General features: G+C 72.9%; 21 protein-coding genes. 14 read left to right on the top strand and 7 right to left on the bottom strand.

Annotated features, from left to right (window positions below; all coding sequences use genetic code 11):
• Positions 1-158: 158 nt before the first annotated feature.
• Entirely contained in the window at positions 159-614 is a 456-nt protein-coding gene (locus tag AC1WTP_RS13315) for a hypothetical protein (RefSeq protein WP_481649545.1), read from the bottom strand.
• Positions 615-760: 146 nt separating this feature from the next.
• Positions 761-973 carry an acyl-CoA carboxylase subunit epsilon gene (locus AC1WTP_RS13310; RefSeq protein ID WP_481649544.1) on the bottom strand — a complete coding sequence of 71 codons (213 nt, stop codon included), beginning with the start codon at positions 971-973 and terminating at the stop codon, positions 761-763.
• Positions 974-1064: 91 nt separating this feature from the next.
• On the opposite strand from AC1WTP_RS13310, the gene AC1WTP_RS13305 reads away from it, so the two are divergent.
• The 3 genes from AC1WTP_RS13305 (at position 1065) to AC1WTP_RS13295 (ending at position 3943) form a co-directional block, all read left to right on the top strand.
• Complete coding sequence (locus AC1WTP_RS13305) at positions 1065-2978, top strand: serine/threonine-protein kinase (protein ID WP_481649543.1); 1914 nt, start codon at positions 1065-1067, stop codon at positions 2976-2978.
• A gap of 49 nt (positions 2979-3027) precedes the next feature.
• On the top strand, positions 3028-3636 hold the full coding sequence (locus tag AC1WTP_RS13300; protein WP_481649542.1) for a hypothetical protein: 609 nt from the start codon (positions 3028-3030) through the stop codon (positions 3634-3636).
• 73 nt (positions 3637-3709) lie between these two features.
• Positions 3710-3943 (top strand): hypothetical protein, encoded by a 234-nt coding sequence (locus AC1WTP_RS13295; protein WP_481649541.1) that lies wholly within the window; start codon positions 3710-3712, stop codon positions 3941-3943.
• A 91-nt stretch (positions 3944-4034) separates the two neighbouring features.
• Here the strand turns inward: AC1WTP_RS13295 and AC1WTP_RS13290 are convergent, their stop codons facing one another.
• Entirely contained in the window at positions 4035-4787 is a 753-nt protein-coding gene (locus AC1WTP_RS13290; RefSeq protein ID WP_481649540.1) for a GH25 family lysozyme, read from the bottom strand.
• Between the two features lie 212 nt (positions 4788-4999).
• Here AC1WTP_RS13290 and AC1WTP_RS13285 point away from each other — a divergent pair, with 212 nt between their 5' ends.
• From AC1WTP_RS13285 to AC1WTP_RS13265, 5 genes are all read left to right on the top strand, one after another.
• On the top strand, positions 5000-5743 hold the full coding sequence (locus AC1WTP_RS13285; protein WP_481649539.1) for a M50 family metallopeptidase: 744 nt from the start codon (positions 5000-5002) through the stop codon (positions 5741-5743).
• Between the two features lie 28 nt (positions 5744-5771).
• Entirely contained in the window at positions 5772-6380 is a 609-nt protein-coding gene (locus AC1WTP_RS13280; protein WP_481649538.1) for a class I SAM-dependent methyltransferase, read from the top strand.
• A gap of 31 nt (positions 6381-6411) precedes the next feature.
• A complete protein-coding gene (locus AC1WTP_RS13275; RefSeq protein ID WP_481649537.1) occupies positions 6412-7395 on the top strand; it encodes a ketopantoate reductase family protein in 984 nt (327 codons plus the stop codon).
• A gap of 63 nt (positions 7396-7458) precedes the next feature.
• Entirely contained in the window at positions 7459-7959 is a 501-nt protein-coding gene (locus AC1WTP_RS13270) for a SigE family RNA polymerase sigma factor (protein ID WP_481649536.1), read from the top strand.
• Positions 7952-8851: a hypothetical protein gene (locus AC1WTP_RS13265; protein ID WP_481649535.1), complete on the top strand. Its 900-nt coding sequence runs from the start codon at positions 7952-7954 to the stop codon at positions 8849-8851. The genes AC1WTP_RS13270 and AC1WTP_RS13265 overlap by 8 nt, the downstream gene beginning before the upstream one ends.
• 131 nt (positions 8852-8982) lie before the next feature.
• On the opposite strand, the gene AC1WTP_RS13260 is transcribed toward AC1WTP_RS13265, so the two are convergent.
• Positions 8983-10566, bottom strand: coding sequence for an acyl-CoA carboxylase subunit beta (locus AC1WTP_RS13260; protein WP_481649534.1), 1584 nt, complete (start codon positions 10564-10566; stop codon positions 8983-8985).
• A gap of 86 nt (positions 10567-10652) precedes the next feature.
• Here AC1WTP_RS13260 and AC1WTP_RS13255 point away from each other — a divergent pair, with 86 nt between their 5' ends.
• Positions 10653-11528: a biotin--[acetyl-CoA-carboxylase] ligase gene (locus AC1WTP_RS13255; protein WP_481649533.1), complete on the top strand. Its 876-nt coding sequence runs from the start codon at positions 10653-10655 to the stop codon at positions 11526-11528.
• Positions 11529-11684: 156 nt separating this feature from the next.
• Positions 11685-12257: a PH domain-containing protein gene (locus AC1WTP_RS13250; protein ID WP_481649532.1), complete on the top strand. Its 573-nt coding sequence runs from the start codon at positions 11685-11687 to the stop codon at positions 12255-12257.
• 42 nt (positions 12258-12299) lie between these two features.
• On the opposite strand, the gene AC1WTP_RS13245 is transcribed toward AC1WTP_RS13250, so the two are convergent.
• Both AC1WTP_RS13245 and AC1WTP_RS13240 read right to left on the bottom strand, forming a co-directional pair.
• The gene (locus AC1WTP_RS13245) at positions 12300-13025 is read right to left on the bottom strand and encodes a GtrA family protein (protein WP_481649653.1); all 726 of its coding nucleotides are present in this window, start codon (positions 13023-13025) and stop codon (positions 12300-12302) included.
• A 63-nt stretch (positions 13026-13088) separates the two neighbouring features.
• Positions 13089-13664, bottom strand: coding sequence for a GtrA family protein (locus AC1WTP_RS13240; protein ID WP_481649652.1), 576 nt, complete (start codon positions 13662-13664; stop codon positions 13089-13091).
• Positions 13665-14047: 383 nt separating this feature from the next.
• Between AC1WTP_RS13240 and AC1WTP_RS13235 the strand changes: the two genes are divergently transcribed.
• The 4 genes from AC1WTP_RS13235 (at position 14048) to AC1WTP_RS13220 (ending at position 19111) form a co-directional block, all read left to right on the top strand.
• Positions 14048-15892, top strand: a complete 1845-nt coding sequence (locus tag AC1WTP_RS13235; protein ID WP_481649531.1) for a phosphoenolpyruvate carboxykinase (GTP) — start codon at positions 14048-14050, stop codon at positions 15890-15892.
• Between the two features lie 37 nt (positions 15893-15929).
• Complete coding sequence (locus tag AC1WTP_RS13230; RefSeq protein ID WP_481649530.1) at positions 15930-16787, top strand: hypothetical protein; 858 nt, start codon at positions 15930-15932, stop codon at positions 16785-16787.
• Between the two features lie 380 nt (positions 16788-17167).
• Complete coding sequence (locus AC1WTP_RS13225) at positions 17168-18310, top strand: geranylgeranyl reductase family protein (RefSeq protein ID WP_481649529.1); 1143 nt, start codon at positions 17168-17170, stop codon at positions 18308-18310.
• Positions 18311-18340: 30 nt separating this feature from the next.
• Positions 18341-19111: an isoprenyl transferase gene (locus tag AC1WTP_RS13220; protein ID WP_447135206.1), complete on the top strand. Its 771-nt coding sequence runs from the start codon at positions 18341-18343 to the stop codon at positions 19109-19111.
• Positions 19112-19153: 42 nt separating this feature from the next.
• On the opposite strand, the gene otsB is transcribed toward AC1WTP_RS13220, so the two are convergent.
• Positions 19154-19978 carry a trehalose-phosphatase gene (otsB, locus tag AC1WTP_RS13215; RefSeq protein ID WP_481649528.1) on the bottom strand — a complete coding sequence of 275 codons (825 nt, stop codon included), beginning with the start codon at positions 19976-19978 and terminating at the stop codon, positions 19154-19156.
• Positions 19979-20033 lie beyond the last annotated feature (55 nt).

The following is a 20033-nucleotide window of genomic DNA, read 5'->3' as shown; positions in this document are numbered from 1 at the left end:
GCTCAGGTGGGTCTGCGCCAGGTCGCAGACCTTGCGCCAGCCGGCGACCTGCTTCCAGTGGTTGGTGGTGTCGTGGTCCTGCAGGCAGGCCCACATGCTCGACACGTCCATCAGGCGCCAGTCGGTGAGGCCGGACGTCCGGCCGTTGCCCCGTTCGATCACGGCAGCACCACCGGCCCGCCCTCGGGCCCGCTCGGATCTCGCAGCGCCGGCGCCGGAGCGGTTGACCCGGTCGGGCCCGGGGCGGCGAGCGCCCGCTCGACGTCGACCACCCGGGCGGAGGAGAAGGCGTCGGAGCCGGCGTACTGCCCCGCCACGGTGCCGGCGGCGGCGGCGAGGTGCCCGGTGGCGGCCCCCACGCCCCACACCATGTCGGCGGTGGCCTGCTGGGTCTCGTGGTGCGCGCGCAGGAAGTCGACCAGCTCGATGAAGGCGTCCGCCGGGTTGGGCAGCTTCGCCGTCATGTCCTCGGCGATGTACGACAGGTGCGGTGCGTAGTTGCGCTCCACCTCGGCCTGGAGCTTGTCGGCGAACTCGCGCATCTTGCGGATGTCGGCCTCGATGCCGCCGTAGCCGCGGAGCCAGGACGCTGGACGGTCCTCCTCGGGGATCATCGGCCCCTCCCTACCTGTTACGGCGCGGTTTCCCTGAGTGAGGTTAATGGCTGCGCGACGGCGGCGGCAGCCCCAACGCCGTCGACATCGGTCACCTGGCGGCCGGGGCACCGCGATCCAGCTGCGGTGATCCGTACCCGGAAAAGTCAGCGGGGCAGGCCGGAGGCGCGCCACCCGCCGGGGCCGGCGACCGGGGCCGCGCCGGCCGGGCGCGCGCTGCGCGCCCAGGCCGAGACGGCGGCCGGCGCGGGGGCGGCGGCCGGCCGGGACCGCACGGCGATCGCGCCCACCAGGGCGGCCAGCTCCTCGGCGGTCGGCACGCCGCGGACGACCCGGAACAGCGGCTCTTCGGCAGACATGCCGTCAGCGTACGCGTCCAGAAGTTGACCTACGCCGCACAGTGGCGTGCCGCCGGTGTGACTGTCGTGGCAGCCGGGTACCGTCTCTGCGATGTCGAACGCGCTTCCCCAACTCGTCGCTGACCGATACCGGCTGATATCGCCGCTCGGTCAGGGCGGCATGGGTCGGGTGTGGAAGGCGCGCGACGAGGTGCTGCACCGGGACGTGGCGATCAAGGAACTGGTCCCGCCGCCCAGCCTCACCGACGACGAACGCCGCGAGATGCGGGAGCGCTCGCTGCGCGAGGCGCGGGCCATCGCCCGGCTCAACCACATCAACGTCGTCCGCATCTTCGACGTGCTGCGCACCGACGGCGACCCGTGGATCGTCATGGAGTACGTGCCGTCGAAGTCCCTGCAGGACACTCTCGCCGAGGACGGTCCGGTGCCGCCCGCCCGCGCGGTGGAGATCGGGCTCGGCGTGCTCGGCGCGCTGAAGGCGGCGCACAAGGCCGGCGTGATGCACCGGGACGTGAAGCCGGGCAACGTGCTGCTCGGCAACGACGGCCGGGTGGTGTTGACCGATTTCGGCCTCGCCACCATCCCCGGCGACCCGAACGTCACCCGCACCGGCATGGTGCTCGGGTCGCCCGCCTACATCGCGCCGGAACGGGCCCGCGACGGCACCGCCGGGCCGGAGGCCGACCTCTGGTCGCTGGGCGCCACCCTCTACGCCGCGGTGGAGGGCAAGTCGCCGTACGCCCGGCCGTCGGCGATCGCCACGCTGGCCGCGCTCGCCACCGAGCCGATGCCGCCGCCGAAGAACGCCGGGCCGCTCAAGCCGGTGCTCAACGGCCTGCTGCGCAAGGACCCGAACGACCGGATCACCGCGGAGGTCGCCGAGCGGCTGCTGCGCCGGGCCGGCGGCAGGCGGTCGCGGACGATCCCGCTGCTCGACGGCGTACGCCGGCCGGGGCCGAACGGCCCGCGTGAGCCGCGCCCGCCCCTGGTCCCCGCGCCGCGGCCGGCGGAGCGCCGCGACCAGCCGGTCAGCCCGCCAGCGCCCCGGGCGCCGCAGGCGGCCGCCGCGACCGCGGCCGGTGCTGCCGCCGAGGACGCCACCGCGAAGGTCCCGCCCGCCTCGGACGTCGCCCCCACGGCGAAGGTCGAACCGCCGACCAGCGTGGACGCCGGCCCCACCACGAAGGTGGACCCGCCGGCCGCCGGTGGCGCGCCGGCCGACACACGCAAGCCGGTGAACCCGACCTCCGTCATGCCCGCCCCGGTGAGCCCGCCGTCCGGGCGCGCGCCGGTGCTGCCGGCCGACGGTACGAAGCCGGACCACACCCGGCGCAACGTGCTGATCGGCGTCGTGGTGGCGCTGCTCCTGCTCGGGCTCGTGGTGATCGTCCCGCTGGTGAGCAACGGCGACGGGAAGAACGGCAGCGACCCCCCGCAGGCTGGCCCGACCAGCGCGCCCGCCACCTCGCAGGCGCCGCAGACGTCGGCGCCCGCCGCGCCCCCGCCGACCAGCGCCGCCCCCAGTGCGACCCCGTCCGCGTCGGCGTCGGCCGGCCTGGTCCTGCCCGCGGGTTGGAGGCTGCACAGGGATCCGGCCGGTTTCACGTTGCCGCTGCCCGAGGGCTGGACCCGCAGCAAGCCCGATGGCAACACGGTGGTGTTCCAGGAGCCGGGCGGGGTCCGGGAGCTGCTCGTCCAGTGGACCAGCACGCCGAAGTCGGACGCGTACGCCGACTGGAAGCGGATCGAGCCGGCCCGCAAGAACGTCGTCAACGACTACGAGTACATCGACATCGTGCGGTGTGACTTCTGGAAGACCTGCGCGGACTGGGATTGGCGGGAAACCCGGGACAACACCCGGATCCGGGTGCGTAACCGTGGCTTCGTCACGGCCAGCAACCGCGGCTACGCCCTCCGTTGGGAGGTCGCCGACAAGGACTGGCAGGCCAACCTGCCCAACTTCGAGCTGATCGCGAAGGGCTTCGTGCCCGACCGCCGGGACTGATCCGCGTAACTTCCGTCCGGCGCCGCATCGAGCAGGTCATCGTAGGTGGATGGACGACGGGGAACGCGAGCAGGCGCTGCTCACCGCCCTGACCACCGAGCATTTCGTGCTCCAGACCTCGCGTAGCGCGACGGTCACCGAGTCGGTGGGCCGGGCGACCGTCTTCCTGTCCATGCTCTCCGCCGCGCTGATCGGGTTCGGTTTCGTCGCCAGCAACACCGCGCTCGTCCGGCCGTACCTCGGGGCGGTGCTGCCGGCGCTGGTGGTCACCGGACTGCTGACGTTCCTGCGGCTGGTGCAGAACATGGTGGAGAACGAGCTGGACCTGGCCCGGATCCAGCGCATCCGGGCGTACTACCACCGCCGGTTGGCCGGCGAGCACGACTTCTTCGCCGACGCGGTGCAGGGCGAGGGCATCATGCGGGCGACCTGGGCGGCGGTCGGTAACGCGCCGCGGCGGGCGCAGCTGTTGTTGACCACGGCGGCGATGGTCGGCGCGGTGAACGCGCTGCTGGTGGGGCTCGCGGTGACGCTGCTGGTCGGGCTCGCGGGGCCGTCGCCCGGGTTGGCGATCGGCGTCGGTGCCGCGCTGGCTCTGCTGGCCTTCGCCGCCCAGGTCGCCTACATCAACCGCGCGTCGATCTCCCAGCCTCGGTAGGGGTCACCAATTGATCGGCATGACCTGCCGATCTCCCGGGTACCTCAACCGGCACGACGGAAGGAGGTACGACATGGGTTACCGACGGAAGAACGCCCGGCCCCGGGTGGCGCTGTGGATGCTCGTCGCGCTCGGCGACATCGTCCTGGTCCTGTTCAGCGCCGGGCTGCCGGTGCTGGTCGCGCTGCTCAGCGTCGTGACCGTCGCCGTCGCCGGAGTGGCTGTCTGGCGGCTGTCGCGGCGCGGCGCCCTCGCCCGTGAGGACGCCCCGGTGCCGGTGCCGGTGCTGGGCCGGCGACGGGTCTGACTCCGGACGGGTGGCGTGGCGGCAGCCGGACCGGTTGTCGACCGTACGGTCACAGCCGATCCCGCTGCCGCCAACTGCCTTCCCGGGCGGATCAGGTGTTGTTGGCCAGCGCGATCAGCCGGGTCCGGTCACCGTTCCAGTAGTTGCGGTCGACGTTGCCGGCGATGCCGGCGACGCTGCCGGTGCTGGTGTACTGCCAGAAGCTCCAGAACGGCGCGCCGGGCGGCAGGGTGCCGGGCGAGCTGGCCCACCGGGCGATCCACAGCGGGTGGTTGCCCCACGGCCCGCTCCAGCTGCCGGTGCAGGTGTTCCAGAAGCTGGTGGTGGTGTAGATGACCGCGTAGCGGCCGGTGCGGGATCGGTAGGTGTTGAGGAAGTCCTGCACCCAGTTCCGCATGCCCGTGGTGCTCAGGCCGTAGCAGTAGCCGCCGGAGTACGGGTTGGCCTCGAGGTCCAGGGCGGCGGGGAGGGTACGGCTGTCGGCCGACCAGGCGCCGCCGTTGGAGGCCAGGTAGTTCGCCTGGACCGCGCCGGAGGAGATGTTCGGCCGGGCGAAGTGGTACGCCCCGCGGATGACACCGGCGTTGTAGGCGGCCACGTAGTTCGTGTTGAACCTCGGGTCCTTGTAGCTGGTGCCCTCGGTGGCCTTGATGAAGGCGAACTGGATGCCCGCGTTGCGGACGCTGGTCCAGTTGATCGCTCCCTGGTAGTGGGACACGTCGATGCCGGGGACGGTGGCGGCCTGCGCGGGGGCCGCGGTGGCCACGAGCCCGGCCGCCGCGGTGGCGAGCACGGTGAGGCCGGCGGCGAGCAGTCGGCGCAGCGGTGATCTGGTACGGGTCATGGATGCCTCCAAGGACGCCGATGGGATTGACGCCTATCTTTGGAGGTAAGTGCCCTCGATCGCAAGAGGCATTAAAGAAATCTACATAGATGTTAGACGTTGGATGGCTGTGGGCCGCATCCGGTGGGCCCAACGTGTTCGGATCGACACGATCGGTATCGGTGGATCGGTGGGCGGCCACCGTCCGAGCGGTGCCGGTAGGCTCGCGCCCCATGGTGTCGATCGACGGGTTGACCGGGCTCTGGGACCGCCTCTTCGGGGCGCAGCCGGATCCACCGCCGCTGCTGGTGCTGATCACCGCCGCCGTCGCCCTGGTGGTGGTCGCCACCCGGTTGCCCTGGCGGATCGCCCGCAACGCGGTCACCATCGCGCACGAGGGCGGCCACGCGCTGGCCGCCCTGCTCACCGGCCGCAAGCTGCGCGGCATCCGGCTGCACTCGGACACCTCGGGGCTGACCCTCTCGGCCGGCCGGCCCACCGGCCCCGGGATGATCCTCACCCTGCTCGCCGGCTACGTCGCCCCGCCGCTGGTGGGCCTGGCCGGGGCGTGGCTGCTCGGCGGCAACCGGATCACCCTGCTGCTCTGGGTCGCCGTGGCGCTGCTGCTCGCCATGCTGGTCATGATCCGCAACGTGTTCGGGGTGCTGTCGCTGCTGGTCACCGGCGGGATCGTGCTCGCCGTCTCGTGGTACGCAGAGCCGCAGGTGCAGGCCGCCTTCGCGTACACCGGGGTGTGGTTCCTGCTGCTCGGCGGCGTCCGCCCGGTGCTGGAACTGCAACGGCTGCGCGGCCGGGGCCGGATGCCGGAGTCCGACGCCGACCAACTGGCCGGGATCACCCCGCTGCCGGCGTTCTTCTGGGTGACCGTCTTCGCGCTGGTCAACCTGGCCACCCTGGCCGCCGGCGCGCTCCTGCTGGCCGGCCCGATCCTCACCGACGCCGGGCTCACATGGTGAGCATCGACAGCGACGGCGAGAACGCAGGATGACGGAGCTGACCGAGCGGCACCGGGCCGCGTACGACCGGATCGCGGCGGAGTTCGAGGCGCGGAACCGGGAGGTGCCGGCGACCTACCGGGCGCTGGTCGACGACTTCCGGGCCCGGGTCGACGGGCCGGTGCTCGACCTGGGCTGCGGGCCGGGGCGGGACCTCGCCTTCCTGGCGGAGCGGGGGCTCACCGGCATCGGGTTGGACCTGTCGGCCGGGATGCTGGCGCGGGCGCGCGCCCGGGCCGGCGCCCCGCTGGTGCAGGGCGACCTGCTCCGGCTGCCGTTCCGGCCGGCCACCCTGGGTGCCGTCTGGTGCTCGGCGGCGCTGCTGCACCTGCCCAAGGCCGACGCGCCGGCCGCGCTGGCCGGCGTCCGGCGGGTGCTGCGACCGGGCGGCCCGCTGCTGCTCAGCCTCAAGGAGGGCGACGGGGAACGCTGGGAACGCTGGCCCGGCGAGGAAGCCGACCGCTTCTTCGCCCGCTATCGCCGTCCGGAGGTCGAGGCGTTGCTCACCGGCGCGGGCCTGACCCCGCTGCGCTGGGCGGGAGACAGCTCACCGGCCGGCCAGCCGTGGCTGGCCTGCCTGGCCATCACCGCCGGCTAACCCGGGCCGGCGCACCAGGCAGAATGGGGCCGTGCGGTATGTGATCATCGGAGCGGGCGCGGTCGGCGGCACCATCGGCGTACGGCTGGCGGCGGCCGGCCACGAGGTCACCCTGGTGGCCCGCGGCGCGCATCTGGACGCGATCCGGCAGCGGGGTCTCACCCTGCGCCAACCGGAGCGCGAGCAGACCGCCCGGCTGCCCGCCGTGGCCGGTCCCGACGACCGGCCGCTGCCCGCCGACACCGTGCTGGTGCTGACGGTCAAGTCGCAGGACACCGCGGGCGCGCTGGCCGCCTGGGCGGACGCGCCGGTGGTCGGCGGCGGTACGGCGGGGGAGCGGCTGCCGCTGTTCACCGCGCAGAACGGGGTGGCCAACGAGCCGGCGGCGCTGCGGCTCTTCGCCGACGTGCACCCGGTCTGCGTCTGGCTGCCCTCCACCCACCTGGAGCCGGGCGTGGTGGTGGCCAACGGTCACCCCCACCCGGGGATGCTGCACCTGGGTCGTTACCCCGCCGGCTCCGACGCGGTCGACCGGGCCGTCGCCGCCGACCTGACCGGTGCCGGCTTCGTCGCCCCGGTCCGCGACGACGTGATGCGCTGGAAGTACGGCAAGCTGCTGGTCAACCTCGGCAACGGCCTCCAGGCGCTGCTCGGCCGGGACATCCCCGACGACCTGGCCGCCCGGGCCCGCGCCGAGGGCGAGGCGGCGCTCGCCGCGGCCGGCATCGCGCACACCGCCCGGGCGGAGGAGGCGGCCGAGCGGGGCGACCTGGTCCAGCACCGGCCGGTCGGCGGGGAGGCGCGGGCCGGCGGCTCCACCTGGCAGAGCCTGGCCCGGGGCGCCGGCTCGGCCGAGGCCGACCACATCAACGGCGAGATCGTCCTGCTCGGCCGGCTGCACGGCGTACCGACGCCGGTGAACGCGGCGGTGCAGGTCGCGGTGCGCCGCGCGGTGCGGGAGCGGATCCCGGCCGGCGGGTTCCCCCTCGCCGAGCTGACCAAGTTGGTCGGCTGAGCCGGCAACCGGTGGCACCGGTTCGTGCGTGTCCCCTGCGACCGCCACGGGGGAGGTAACCAGGTGCCGGACGTCGACGGGTTCGACGAGTTCTACCGCGGCAGCCGGCAACGGCTGCTCGGCTTCGTCTACGTGCTCACCGGCGATCTCGCCGAGGCGCAGGACGCGGTTCAGGAGGCGTACATCCGGGCCTGGCAGCGCTGGTCGACGGTGAGCCGGTACGACGAACCGGAGGCGTGGGTGCGGGTGGTGGCGAGCCGGATCGCGGTCAGCCGGTGGCGCAGCCTGCGCAGCCGGGCCCGGGCCTACCTGCGGCACGGCGCCACCGAGAGCGTCCCCGGGCCGGACACCGACACCGTCGAGGTGGTCGCCGCGCTGCGCCGGCTGCCCGAGGAGCAGCGCACCGCGATCGCGCTCTACTACCTGCTCGGCATGCCGGTCGCCGAGGTGGCCCGGGAGACGGCCGCCCCGGTCGGCACGGTCAAGGCCCGACTCTCCCGGGGGCGGGCCGCGCTCGCCGGGCTGCTTGCCGTCTCTGATCTGGAGGAGGCCGCCGATGCGTGACGATCTGCTGGTCGTCGAAGAGCTGCGCCGTCAGCTGCGGGACGTCCGCTGGCCGGAGCCGGAGGAGATCCGGGCCCGGGCGCGCCGGCGCAGCCGGCGCACCGCGGTGCTGGCGGCGACCGCCGTGCTCGCCGTGATGTCGGGCTCCGCGTACGTGACGGCCGGGCGGCCGGCACCGCCGCCGCCCGTGGTCGCCGCCACCCCCAGCCCGCCGGCGGCCGTCGCGCTGGCCGAGGTCCCGCAGGAGGCGCTGCTCACCCCCGGGGACGTGCCGCTGAAGACCGGCACCCGACTCGGTGAGGCCGGCCTGCGGGAGCCGGTGCGGGTCGACCCGGTGCTGGAGTCCTGCGGCCGTGAGCGGGGGATGCCGTCGACCGCGCCCACGTCCCGCTATTCGCGCTCGCAGACCCTGCTGCGGCCGGCGGCCGACCCGACGAGGCGGTACCCGGTGCTCACCCAGGACGTCTACCGGGTCGAACCGAGCCAGAGCCCGCTGGTCTTCGGCCTCGTCAAGCTGCTGCTGCACGCCTGTGCCGAGTGGCAGTCCAGCGGATCCGCCGTGCTGGACGGCCGGCTGGTGCCGACCGTGAACACGCACCGGTGGGAGATGTCGGTCAGCGACTTCGCCGGCGACGAGTCCGTGATGGTGCGCCACGTGTCGCTGGCGCCCCGTGACCGTGCGGGCGGGAAGCCGGTGCCCGCGAACCCGCCGGTCGAGGTCACCATGGTGGTGCGCGTCGGTGACCTGGTCAGCGTGGTCGCGACCGGCCCGGACACCCTAGAGGACACGGTTGCCGGCGCCCGTCCCGGCCGCCTCAGTCACGCCGACCTCGAGGCGCTGGGCAAGACCGCGGCCCGCCGGATGTGCGCGGCCGCCAACCCGGCCTGCTGACCGCTCAACGCCCGGTCATGATCCGCGCAACTTCAGGGAAAGTGTGGTCTCCCGGGACCGGGAGGGGACAACTTCCCCGAAGTTGCGCGGATCTTGCGGCGCGGCGGCGCGGCGGCGCGGCGGCGCGGGCGTCAGAGCGGGATGTTGCCGTGCTTCTTGGGGGGCAGGGTCTCCCGCTTGGTGCGCAGCACGCGCAGGGCACGGACGATCTGGGCGCGGGTCTCGTGCGGCGGGATCACCGAGTCGACGTAGCCACGCTCGGCCGCGATGTACGGGTTGGCCAGGGTGTCCTCGTACTCGGCGATCTTCTCCGCGCGCACCGCGGCCGGATCCTCGGCGGCGGCCAGTTCCGAGCGGTAGAGGATGTTCACCGCGCCCTGCGCGCCCATCACCGCGATCTGCGCGGTCGGCCAGGCGAAGTTCAGGTCCGCGCCCAGGTGCTTGGAACCCATCACGTCGTACGCCCCGCCGTAGGCCTTGCGGGTGATGACGGTGACCTTCGGGACGGTGGCCTCGGCGTACGCGTAGATGAGCTTGGCGCCCCGGCGGATGATGCCGTCCCACTCCTGGCCGGTGCCGGGCAGGAAGCCGGGAACGTCCACGAAGGTCAGCACCGGGATGTTGAACGCGTCGCAGGTGCGCACGAACCGGGCGGCCTTCTCCGAGGCGGCGATGTCCAGCGTGCCGGCGAAGTGCATCGGCTGGTTGGCCACCACGCCCACCGGCCGCCCCTCGACCCGGCCGTAGCCGATGATGAGGTTCTGCGCGTAGAGCGGCTGGACCTCCAGGAACTCGCCGTCGTCGAGGACGTGCTCGATCACCCGGTGCATGTCGTACGGCTGGTTCGCCGAGTCCGGGATCAGCGTGTCCAGCTCCCGGTCGGAGTCCGTGACGTCGAGGTCGACATCCACGGAGTAGACCACCGGCTCGTCCAGGTTGTTCGACGGCAGGTACGACAGCAGCGCCTTGACGTACTCGACCGCGTCCTCCTCGTCGCTGGCGAGGTAGTGCGCGTTGCCGCTGCGGGTGTTGTGCGTCCGGGCGCCGCCCAGGTCCTCCATCGCCACGTCCTCGCCGGTGACCGTCTTGATGACGTCCGGGCCGGTGATGAACATGTGCGAGGTCTGGTCGACCATCACGGTGAAGTCGGTGACCGCCGGGGAGTAGACCGCGCCGCCCGCGCACGGGCCCATGATCAGGGAGATCTGCGGGATGACGCCGCTGGCCCGGACGTTGCGGAAGAAGATCTCGCCGTAGAGGCCGAGCGAGGCCACGCCCTCCTGGATCCGGGCGCCGCCGGAGTCGTTGATGCCGATGACCGGGCAACCGATCTTCATGGCCAGGTCCATCACCTTGACGATCTTCTCGCCGAAGACCTCGCCGAGGGAGCCGCCGAAGACGGTGAAGTCCTGGGCGAAGACGCAGACCTGCCGGCCGTCGATGGTGCCGTAGCCGGTGATGACGCCGTCACCGTACGGCCGGGTCTTCTCCAGCCCGAAGTTGGTGGACCGGTGCCGGGCCAGCTCGTCCAGCTCGACGAAGGAGCCCTCGTCGAGCAGCAGCTCGATCCGTTCCCGCGCGGTCTTCTTGCCCCGCGCGTGCTGCTTCTCGACCGCGCGCGCCGATCCGGCGTGCACCGCCTCGTCGACCCGGCGCTCCAGGTCCGCCAGCTTGCCCGCGGTGCTGTGGATGTTGATCCCGGTCTCGGTAGTCACCCAGGGAATATAACGATGGTTCAGGCCGGTGCCGCTGTGCAGTACACCTCAGTACCCTCCGTCGACCCGGCCCGTAGGCTGACGGGATGCCGGGCTCGCCGTACACCGATCTGGACCGCCCGCCGCTCTCGGCGGCGCGGCTGCGGCGGGCGCTGGTCGCGCCCTACGGCCCGTGGTCCCGCCTGGAGCTGCGCGCCGAGACCGGCTCGACCAACGCGGACGTGGCCGAGGCGGCCCGGGCCGGCGAGCCCGAGGGGTTGGTGGTGGTCGCCGAGCGGCAGACCGCCGGCCGCGGCCGGCGCGGCCGGGACTGGCAGTCGCCGCCCCGGGCCGGCATCGCGACCAGTGTGCTGCTGCGGCCGGGCGAGGCCGTCGCGGAGCGCCGCTGGCCGCCGGCGCCGCCCACCGGGTACGGCTGGCTGCCGCTGCTGGCCGGCGTCGCGCTGGTCGAGGCGGTGACCCGGCTGGCCGAGCTGGACGCCGGCCTGAAGTGGCCGAACGACCTGCTGGTCGGTGACGCGAAGTGCGCCGGGATCCTCGCCGAGGCGGTGCCGGCGGCCGGGCCCGGCGACCCGCCCGCGATCGTGCTCGGCATCGGGCTGAACGTCACGCTGCGCGCCGACGAGCTGCCGGCGAACCCGACCGGGCTGCCCGCCACCTCGCTGCAGCTGGCGGGCGCGGCGGCCACCGACCGGGACCCGTTGCTGCGGGCCCTGCTGCGTGCGGTCGCCGACTGGTACGACCGCTGGCGCACCGCCGGCGGCGACCCGGTGGCCAGCGGGCTGCGCGACGCCTACCTGGCCGCCTGCGTCACGGTGGGCCGGGAGGTACGCGTGCTGCTGCCGGACGGGACGGACGTGGCCGGCCTGGCCACCGGCGTGGACCCGGACGGCCACCTCCTCGTCCGCACCGCCACCGGTGAGCATTCCCTGGCCGCCGGAGACGTCCTCCACCTCCGCTGACCCCCCGAACTTGCTTCTGGCGCCCCGGCGAAAGGGGTGCGAGCCGCGAACGAGGGGCGGAAAGTGCAAGATCGCGCGAGTGGGTGCGTGCGGCTGATGTCCGGGTGCGCGCTGACCGGTTACGGTCAGCGCGTCCGTTCCTGCGAGGAGGTTCCCGTGGCGTTCCCCGAAGACGTGCTCACCGAGGACGAGCACGTCGTGCTGCACCTGCACCCGCACTGGAAGGCGCTGATCCGGCCGGTGGCCGTGCTGGTGCTCGCCGTCGCCGCGGTGGTGGCCGGTGTGGCCCTGCTGCCGTCCGGCGGGGGTGGCTCGATCGCGCTCGCCGTGATCGGGGTGCTGGCCCTGGTGGCGGTGCTCTGGCTGGCGCTCTGGCCGTTTCTGGTCTGGCGCACCACGCACTATCTGTTCACCAACGAGCGGGTGCTGCTCCAGCAGGGGGTGCTCTCCCGGGACCGGCGGGACATCCCACTCACCCGGATCAACGACCACGCGATGAGCCAGCGCTTCGTCGAGCGCCTGCTCGGCTGCGGCACGCTGACCATCGAGTCGGCCGGCGAGCGGGGCCAGTCCGTGCTTTCCGACGTGCCCGGGGTCGGCCAGGTGCAGACGAAGCTCTACGAGCTGGTCGAGGCGCACCACGACAAGCACTCGCTCGGCGACTCCGAGATGCGGGAGATCCTCGCCGACCTCAACGAGGGCAAGCCCCTGCGCGACCCCACCGCCTGACCCACCCGGGTCCGGTGCCGATCGAATCGGGGCCGGGCCCGGTCAGCGGCGCGGGGTGCGGGGGGTGGCTTGGAGTTCGGCGGCCAGTTCGGCCTCGAGCTCGCGGTCCAGAGAGGCGCCGAGGCCGGCGTCGAGCGGGACCGGTCGGCCCTGCACCGGAGCGCCCAGCCCGTGCGCCGGCGCCGCGGCCGGGTCGCGTCGATCGCCGGACGGTGGTGGCTGGGCCTCCTCCAGCTCGGAGATCGACTCGGCCAGGTCGGCCACCGGGTCCAGCTCGGCCATGGCGTCCCACTCGTCGCGCGGGATGCTGTGCCAGGTCTCCTCGGCGTCGGCCGGCGCGGGTTGGAAGACGAACGTGCGGTACGACCAGAACCGGAAGAGCGTGGCCAGCAGCACGCCGCCGGTCTTCGCCACGTTCAACGCCAGCAGGCTGGTCACGCCCAGGCCGTACTTGGCCGCGGCGAGCACGCCCAACTCGATGAGCAGGCCGGTCGCATTGAACAGGAAGAACAGGACGTATTCGCGCCGTAGGGCCGATTTCGGACGGTCGCGGTACGTCCAGTGACGATTCATCAGATACGACGTGATCGTCGCCACCACCGTCGCGATGACCGTCGCCTTCAGTTGCCCGTCGACAAAAACGGTGAGTGCCAGGGCATTGAACACCGCGTAATTGATGATGGTGTTGATGCCGCCGACGATGCCGAATTTGAGCGCCTCGTGGATGAACTTCTGCCAGCGCTCGGGCAGCAGACGGACAAGACGCATGCGGAACACCTTAGGCCAGTTGACGGGGCCGGCAGGGGCCGGCCGGACGAGGTGGGCGGCAGGTCACGCCCCGGGTCGGTCGTGCGTCACTTCCGGAACGGTCGGAGTTCCCGCTGCCACGAAGACGAACCGTCGATACGACCAGAACCGGAACAGGGTGCCGAGGCCGGTGCCGACGATGAAGCTGGCGATGTTGTCCGCCAGCGGGGTCTTGAACACCTCCGGCCAGATGCTGCCGAGCCCGTACCGGCTCACCGCGAGGCAGGCGACCGCGATGCCCAGGCCCACCCCGTTGAAGAAGAAGAACAGCGCGTACTCGCGCGCCGGGTTGGCCCCCCGGCGGTGCCGCCACGTCCAGAACCGGTTGCCGAGGAAGGCGACGCTGGCCGCGATGACGGTGGAGATGGTCTTCCCGATGACCGGCTCGACGTCGCGTAGGCCCGTCAGGTAGTTGAACAGGGCGAAGTCGATGAGGAAGGCGATCCCGCCCACGGTGGCGAACTTGCTCAGCTCCCGAACCAGATGACCGAACCGGTCGAGCAGCGAGCGCGCGAGACCCGGGCGGGTCTGCCGGGAGCTCGGCTCCCCGGTCATCGTCGCGGCCACGGAGCGAGCGTACCGGCTGCCGTCACCTGGCACGGGTAGCAACGGCGAGCCGCCTCGGCGGGTGCGATGTCGATGAGCGGAGCGTAACCGTCCGGAGGGGAATCCTGAGCCGGTTCGCGGGTATCAACGGGGTGTGGTCCGGGTCGTACCGCGACGCCCGGCGGGTCCGGCGATCCGCCGCCGGCCGAGGGTGCGCGACAGGATTTGCGTGAAACTGCGCGCGAAAGCGGGTATTAGCTCGTGATGCCGCAGCGTGGCCGTACCTTGTGCAGTTCTTCACAACCAGTACCACTGACTGGCGAGGTCCACCGGTTTACGCTGAGCCCAATCCCAGGTTTCCACGAAGGTGACGCATCGCGCCGCCGAGACTCGTGCATCCCATAGACCGGTCAGCGTCGACCACAAGGAGATGTGTCATGGTTGCTCCGGCTACCGTTCGGGGTATCGATCAGGCCCCGACGTCCCACCCCAAACTTCTCGCCTGGGTCCGTGAGGTCGCCGAACTGACCACCCCCGACCGGGTGGTCTGGGTGGACGGGTCCGACGAGGAATGGCGTCGGCTCACCGACGAGCTGGTCGACGCCGGCACCCTGGTCCGGCTCAACCCCGAGAAGAAGCCCAACTCGTTCTACGCGCGCACCGACCCGTCGGACGTCGCCCGGGTCGAGGAGCGCACCTTCATCTGCTCCGTCGACGAGGCGGACGCCGGCCCCACCAACAACTGGATGGCGCCGGCCGAGATGAAGCAGACGATGACGGAGCTCTACCGCGGGTCGATGCGCGGCCGGACGATGTACGTCATCCCCTTCTGCATGGGCCCGGTCGAGGCCGAGAACCCCATGTTCGGCGTGGAGATCACCGACAGCCCGTACGTGGTCGCCTCGATGCGCATCATGACCCGGATGGGCTCGAAGATCCTCGAGGCGATGGGGAACGACGCCGACTTCGTGCACGCGCTGCACTCGATCGGCGCCCCGCTCGCCCCCGGCCAGCAGGACGTGGCGTGGCCGTGCAACGAGACGAAGTACATCTCGCACTTCCCGGAGACCCGGGAGATCTGGTCGTTCGGCTCCGGCTACGGCGGCAACTCGCTGCTCGGCAAGAAGTGCTACTCGCTGCGGATCGCCAGCGTGATGGGGCGGGACGAGGGCTGGCTCGCCGAGCACATGCTGATCCTGAAGATCACCTCCCCGGAGGGCCGGGTCTACCACATCGCCGGCGCCTTCCCGTCGGCCTGCGGCAAGACCAACCTGGCCATGCTGGAGCCGACCATCCCGGGCTGGAAGGTCGAGACGATCGGTGACGACATCGCCTGGATGCGGTTCGGCCCGGACGGCCGCCTCTACGCGATCAATCCCGAGTACGGCCTCTTCGGCGTCGCGCCGGGCACCGACTGGAAGACCAACGCCAACGCGATGCGCACGCTCGACCGCGGCAACTCCATCTTCACCAACGTGGCCCTGACCGACGACGGGGACATCTGGTGGGAGGGCATGGGCGAGCCGCCGGCGCACCTGATCGACTGGAAGGGCAACGACTGGACGCCGGAGAGCGACAGCCTCTCCTCGCACGCGAACAGCCGGTTCTGCACCCCGATCACCCAGTGCCCGATCCTCGCCGAGGACTACTACGACCCGAACGGCGTGCCGATCGACGCGATCCTCTTCGGTGGGCGCCGCCGGGACACCGTACCGCTGGTCACCGAGGCACGCGACTGGGTGCACGGCGTCTACATGGGCGCGACGCTCTCCTCGGAGACCACCGCCGCCGCCTCCGGCGCGGTCGGCGTGGTCCGCCGCGACCCGATGGCGATGCTGCCGTTCATCGGCTACCACGCCGGTGACTACTTCCGGCACTGGATCGAGATGGGCAAGGGCGTCGACGGCGACGAGGCCAAGCTGCCCAAGATCTACTACGTCAACTGGTTCCGCAAGGACCCGGAGGGCAACTTCCTCTGGCCCGGTTTCGGCGAGAACTCCCGGGTGCTCAAGTGGGTCATCGAGCGGATCGAGGGCCGCGCCGACGCGGTGGAGACGCCGATCGGCATGGTGCCGGCGCCGGACGCGCTGGACGTCGAGGGTCTGGACATGACTCCGGAGGACGTCCGGATCGCGCTCAAGGTCGACCCGGAGGAGTGGCGCAACGAGCTCCCGCTGGTCACCGAGTGGTTCGAGAAGTTCGGCGACAAGCTGCCCGGCGTGCTCTGGGCCGAGCTGGACGCGCTGCGCGCCCGGCTGGACGCGGAGCAGCCGCGGAAGTAGGTGTGACGGTTGCCCGTACCGGGCACCATCGGATCCCATGAGGACGGCCGCCGAGACCGAGGTCCGGCGGCCGTCCGCCGTCCGGGCGCTGACCGCGCTGCTGGCGCTGACCGCGGCGGCCACCGTCGTGGTCGAGCTGCTGAACTGGTGGTACGCCCCGGAGCAGGGCTTCGGTCTGGCCGTCCGGACCGGCTGGGCGATGCTGCGGTCGCTGGGCTTCCTGCTGCTGATCGGGCACGTCCGTCGCGGCCGGACGGTGGCCCGCCCGTTCGGGCTGATCCTCGCGGTGACCACGGTCTTCGCGGTCGGCCGGCTGGTCGTCCCCCGACAGGGGGTGCCGCCGCTGCCCGGGCTGGTCGGCTTCGCCGTGCTCACCGTGCTCTGCGCGAGCGTGGTCTGGCTGCTCCACCGCTCACCGGCGCTGGCCGGGCACCTGGTGCGGCACCGGCCCCGACTGGTCATCGACCGGGCCGGGATCTCCTGGCGGGAGACCCCGCCCCGCCACCCGCAGGTCAGCGGCTGGCTGTTGACCAGCCGGGTCGCCGCCTTCACCTACAGCCCGCTGATGCTGGTCCCGGCGCTGGTGGCCGCCGCCGCCATCCTGGACGGCCGGCTGATCGCCGCGCCCGCGGTGCTGTTCTGGTTCGGCGCCGGCATCGCGACCAGTTACGCGGTGCTCTTCTGCACCGCCTTCCTGATGCGGGGCAAGCGGTGGGCCCGCACCCTGCTGGTCGTGGTGACCCTGGTCGTGCTCGCCGTCGACCTGCCGCTGTGCGGCTGGCTGCTCGGCGCCGACGGCCTGGTCCGCGACGGCGGGCCGCTGGTCGCGGCGGCCGGCCTGACCCTGTACGGGCTGTGGCGCGCCACCCGCGCCGAGGGCGCCGCCCCGGCCTGAAAGGCGGCGGGACGGCCTCGCCGTGGCGTGCCGCCGGGTGCGGGCGGACAGCCCCGGTTCGTCCCGGCCGACCCCGCCGACCCGGCGGGGCTCATGCGGTCGGTGCGCTGTCGAGCTGCCCCGTTTGTGGGACCACCGGTTGACGACCGGTCCCCGCGTTCGCGATCCGCGCTGCACGCCCCTACAGATGGGGCAGCTCGACAGCCTCCGCACGGGGCGTGCCGATCGGAGGAAGAAGGGACACGGCCCCGGTGCGCTATCAGCGATCGCGAGTATGCGCGAGGCAGGATGGCCGGTGGGAGCCGGCGACGCGGGCGACGTGATCCCAGCGCAGCGGGCCCGGGTGTCGAGGAGTCGCGGGCCGGAGGGAGGCGGGCGCGGTGAGCGACGAGTTCGACGTGGTGGTGGTCGGGGCGGGCCCGGCCGGGGCGGCCGCGGCCCTGGCAGCCCGCCGGTCCGGTGCCCGGGTGCTGCTGCTGGACCGGGCCGACTTCCCCCGGGACAAGGCGTGCGGGGACGGCATCGCCGCGCACGCGCTGGACGTGCTCGCCGATCTCGGGGTGCGCGACGCGGTCGCCGGGTACCCGCCGCTGCCCGCGTTGCGGCTGGTCGGTCCCGGTGGCGGCGCGGTGGCCCGGGCGCTGCCGCGGCCGGCGTACACGGTGCCCCGGACGGTCTTCGACGCCCGGCTGGTGGCGGCGGCGGTGGCGGCCGGCGCGCGGCTGCGCCGGCACGCGGTGCGTCGGGTCGAGGTCCGCGCCGACCGGGTGGTGCTCGACGGGGAACTGGCCGCCCGGGCGGTGGTCGGCGCGGACGGCGCCGGGTCGGTGGTCCGGCGGGCCCTCGGGCACCCGGTGAACCCCGACCGGCACCTCGCGCTGGCCATCCGGGGGTACGCCCCGGCGCTGCCCGGCCCGCCCGAGCAGCTCATCGTCACCTCTTCGCCGCGCTGGCCGGCGTACGCCTGGTCGTTCCCGATCGGCGACGGACGGGCGAACGTCGGGTACGGGGAGGTGTTGCGCGGCGAGCCGCTGACCCGGGCCCACCTGCTCGACCGGCTCGGCACGCTGCTGCCCGGGACGGACCCGGGCGCGGTGACCGACCTGCGCGCCCACCACCTGCCGCTGTCGACGCACCGCCCGCCGCCCGGCCGGGGCCGGGTGGTGCTCGCCGGCGACGCGCTCTCGCTGATCAATCCGTTCACCGGCGAGGGGATCTTCTACGCCCTGCTCTCCGGAGCGCTGGCCGGCGCGGCGGCGGCCGGGGCCCCCGAGCAGGCCGCCCGCCGGTACGCCGCCGCGCTGCGCCGCCGCCTCGGCACCCACCTGCGGCACAGCTCGGTCGCGGCCTGGCTGGCCCGGCGCCGCCGGGTGGTCGACGCGGCGGTCCGCGCGGCCCGCCGCGACGACCGGGTCTACCGCAGCATCGTCGAGTTGGGGCTGGGTGACGGCCGGCTGGACACCCGCACGCTGGGCATGATCGGCATCGGTCTGCCGGCGTGGGAACGGGCTCCGGGGCCGTGATCGGCCCGGTGGGTCGCTACGCTGCAAGTGATGACGCTGCGGAACCTTATCTACTCGGTGTATGAGCGCCGGCTCACGGCGAAGCTCGCGGGCAAGCCGGTGCCCCGGCACGTCGGCGTGATGTGCGACGGCAACCGTCGCTGGGCCAAGGAGATGGGCTTCGTCGACCCGAACGACGGGCACCGGGTCGGCGCCGCCAAGATCAAGCACGTGCTGGGCTGGTGCGACCAGGCCGGCATCGCGCACGTCACGCTCTACCTGCTCGCCACCGACAACCTGCGCCGGCCGGCCAGCGAGCTCGACCCGCTGCTGGAGATCATCGAGCGCCTGGTGGTCGAGTTGGCCGAGGAGGGCAATCCCTGGCGGCTGCGCATGGTCGGCGCGCTCGACGTGCTTCCGGCGCAGACCGCCGCCTCGCTCAAGGCGGCCGAGGAACGCACCCGGGAGCGCAGCGGCGGGGCCGAGGTCAACATCGCGGTGGGCTACGGCGGCCGGCGCGAGATCACCGACGCGGTGCGCTCGCTGCTGCTGGAGCACGCCGCCGCCGGCGGCACCATCGAGGAACTGGCCGAGGTGCTGGACGTCGAGCACATCGCCGAGCACCTCTACACCCGCGGCCAGCCCGACCCCGACCTGGTCATTCGCACCAGCGGCGAGCAGCGGCTCTCCGACTTCATGCTCTGGCAGTCGGCGCACTCCGAGTTCTACTTCTGCGAACTCAACTGGCCCGACTTCCGGCACATCGACTTCCTCCGCGCCCTGCGCTCGTACGCCAACCGCCAGCGCCGCTACGGCGCCTGACCCTCCGCGCGCCCGGCCCCGCCGGTGGACGGCGGGGTGCGGTCAGGCCAGGTGGTGGGCGGCCTGGGTGAGGAAGTCGCCGAGGGCGGCGGGGGAGTCGATGGTGAGGTCGGCGGCGGAGGCGACCTCGTCCCCGGTCTCCGGGTTGGCGACGGCGACGCAGACGGCGAAGAACGCCGGATCGGCGGCGCTGCGGGCGCGCAGCGCCGCGAAGGCCTTGATGTCGGAGACGTCGTCGCCGAAGTACCAGGCCGCCCCGGCATCCCGGACCACCTCGCCGATCACCATGCCCTTGTCCCGGTCGACCGGGGGCTTGAGCTCGAGCACCATCCGCCCGGCCTGCATCCGCAGCCCGAGCCGCTCGGCCTGGGCCCGGCCCCACTCCTCCACGACGGCGGCGAGCTGGGGCGCGGTGCGGTAGTGCAGCGCCACGGAGAGGCGCTTGTACTCGACCAGGGCGCCCGGCGGCAGCTCGGCCCGGGCCTGGTCGGCCAGCTCCGCCATGGTCGGCACCCAGGGCAGCGCGGCGGGCTCGGTCACCGTCCCACCGCCGGAGTGGCTGTGCTCCAGCCCGTAGAGGCCGTACAGGTCTACGCCGGTGAGCCCGCCGAAGTGGTCGCGGAGGAACTCCACCGGGCGGGCGGAGACGATCGCGATCCGCCGGACCGCCGGCGCGATCGCCTCGATCGCCTCGATCACCTTCGGCGCCGGCCGCACCGCGGTCGGGTCGTCGCCCACCGGGGCGAGGGTTCCGTCGAAGTCGAAGAAGAGCACGGTCTCGGCCGCCCGGGGGGCGGTCGTCCGCCACGCCTGGTCGACGTCCAACGGGGTCCTCGGCTGCTGGTTGCCCAGATTCAACGGCGGCACGCGCGACAGCGTACCCCGGCTCCGAGGGGTCATTCCTCGGCCGGAACGGCGGCCT

The sequence above is a fragment of the Micromonospora sp. R311 genome (assembly GCF_056780015.1).
Note: the sequence above shows the minus strand (reverse complement) of the source record. Positions and strands in the feature narration are given on the sequence as shown.

Excerpts from the sequence above, each read along its gene's own strand:
- AC1WTP_RS13285 (WP_481649539.1), top strand. The coding sequence starts at position 5,000 with ATGGTGTCGATCGACGGGTTGACCGGGCTCTGGGACCGCCTCTTCGGG.
- AC1WTP_RS13280 (WP_481649538.1), top strand. The coding sequence starts at position 5,772 with ATGACGGAGCTGACCGAGCGGCACCGGGCCGCGTACGACCGGATCGCG.
- AC1WTP_RS13245 (WP_481649653.1), bottom strand. The coding sequence starts at position 13,025 with ATGCGTCTTGTCCGTCTGCTGCCCGAGCGCTGGCAGAAGTTCATCCAC.
- AC1WTP_RS13310 (WP_481649544.1), bottom strand. The coding sequence starts at position 973 with ATGTCTGCCGAAGAGCCGCTGTTCCGGGTCGTCCGCGGCGTGCCGACC.
- AC1WTP_RS13290 (WP_481649540.1), bottom strand. The coding sequence starts at position 4,787 with ATGACCCGTACCAGATCACCGCTGCGCCGACTGCTCGCCGCCGGCCTC.
- AC1WTP_RS13315 (WP_481649545.1), bottom strand. The coding sequence starts at position 614 with ATGATCCCCGAGGAGGACCGTCCAGCGTCCTGGCTCCGCGGCTACGGC.
- AC1WTP_RS13305 (WP_481649543.1), top strand. The coding sequence starts at position 1,065 with ATGTCGAACGCGCTTCCCCAACTCGTCGCTGACCGATACCGGCTGATA.
- AC1WTP_RS13235 (WP_481649531.1), top strand. The coding sequence starts at position 14,048 with ATGGTTGCTCCGGCTACCGTTCGGGGTATCGATCAGGCCCCGACGTCC.
- AC1WTP_RS13230 (WP_481649530.1), top strand. The coding sequence starts at position 15,930 with ATGAGGACGGCCGCCGAGACCGAGGTCCGGCGGCCGTCCGCCGTCCGG.
- AC1WTP_RS13265 (WP_481649535.1), top strand. The coding sequence starts at position 7,952 with ATGCGTGACGATCTGCTGGTCGTCGAAGAGCTGCGCCGTCAGCTGCGG.
- AC1WTP_RS13300 (WP_481649542.1), top strand. The coding sequence starts at position 3,028 with ATGGACGACGGGGAACGCGAGCAGGCGCTGCTCACCGCCCTGACCACC.
- AC1WTP_RS13220 (WP_447135206.1), top strand. The coding sequence starts at position 18,341 with ATGACGCTGCGGAACCTTATCTACTCGGTGTATGAGCGCCGGCTCACG.
- AC1WTP_RS13255 (WP_481649533.1), top strand. The coding sequence starts at position 10,653 with ATGCCGGGCTCGCCGTACACCGATCTGGACCGCCCGCCGCTCTCGGCG.
- AC1WTP_RS13295 (WP_481649541.1), top strand. The coding sequence starts at position 3,710 with ATGGGTTACCGACGGAAGAACGCCCGGCCCCGGGTGGCGCTGTGGATG.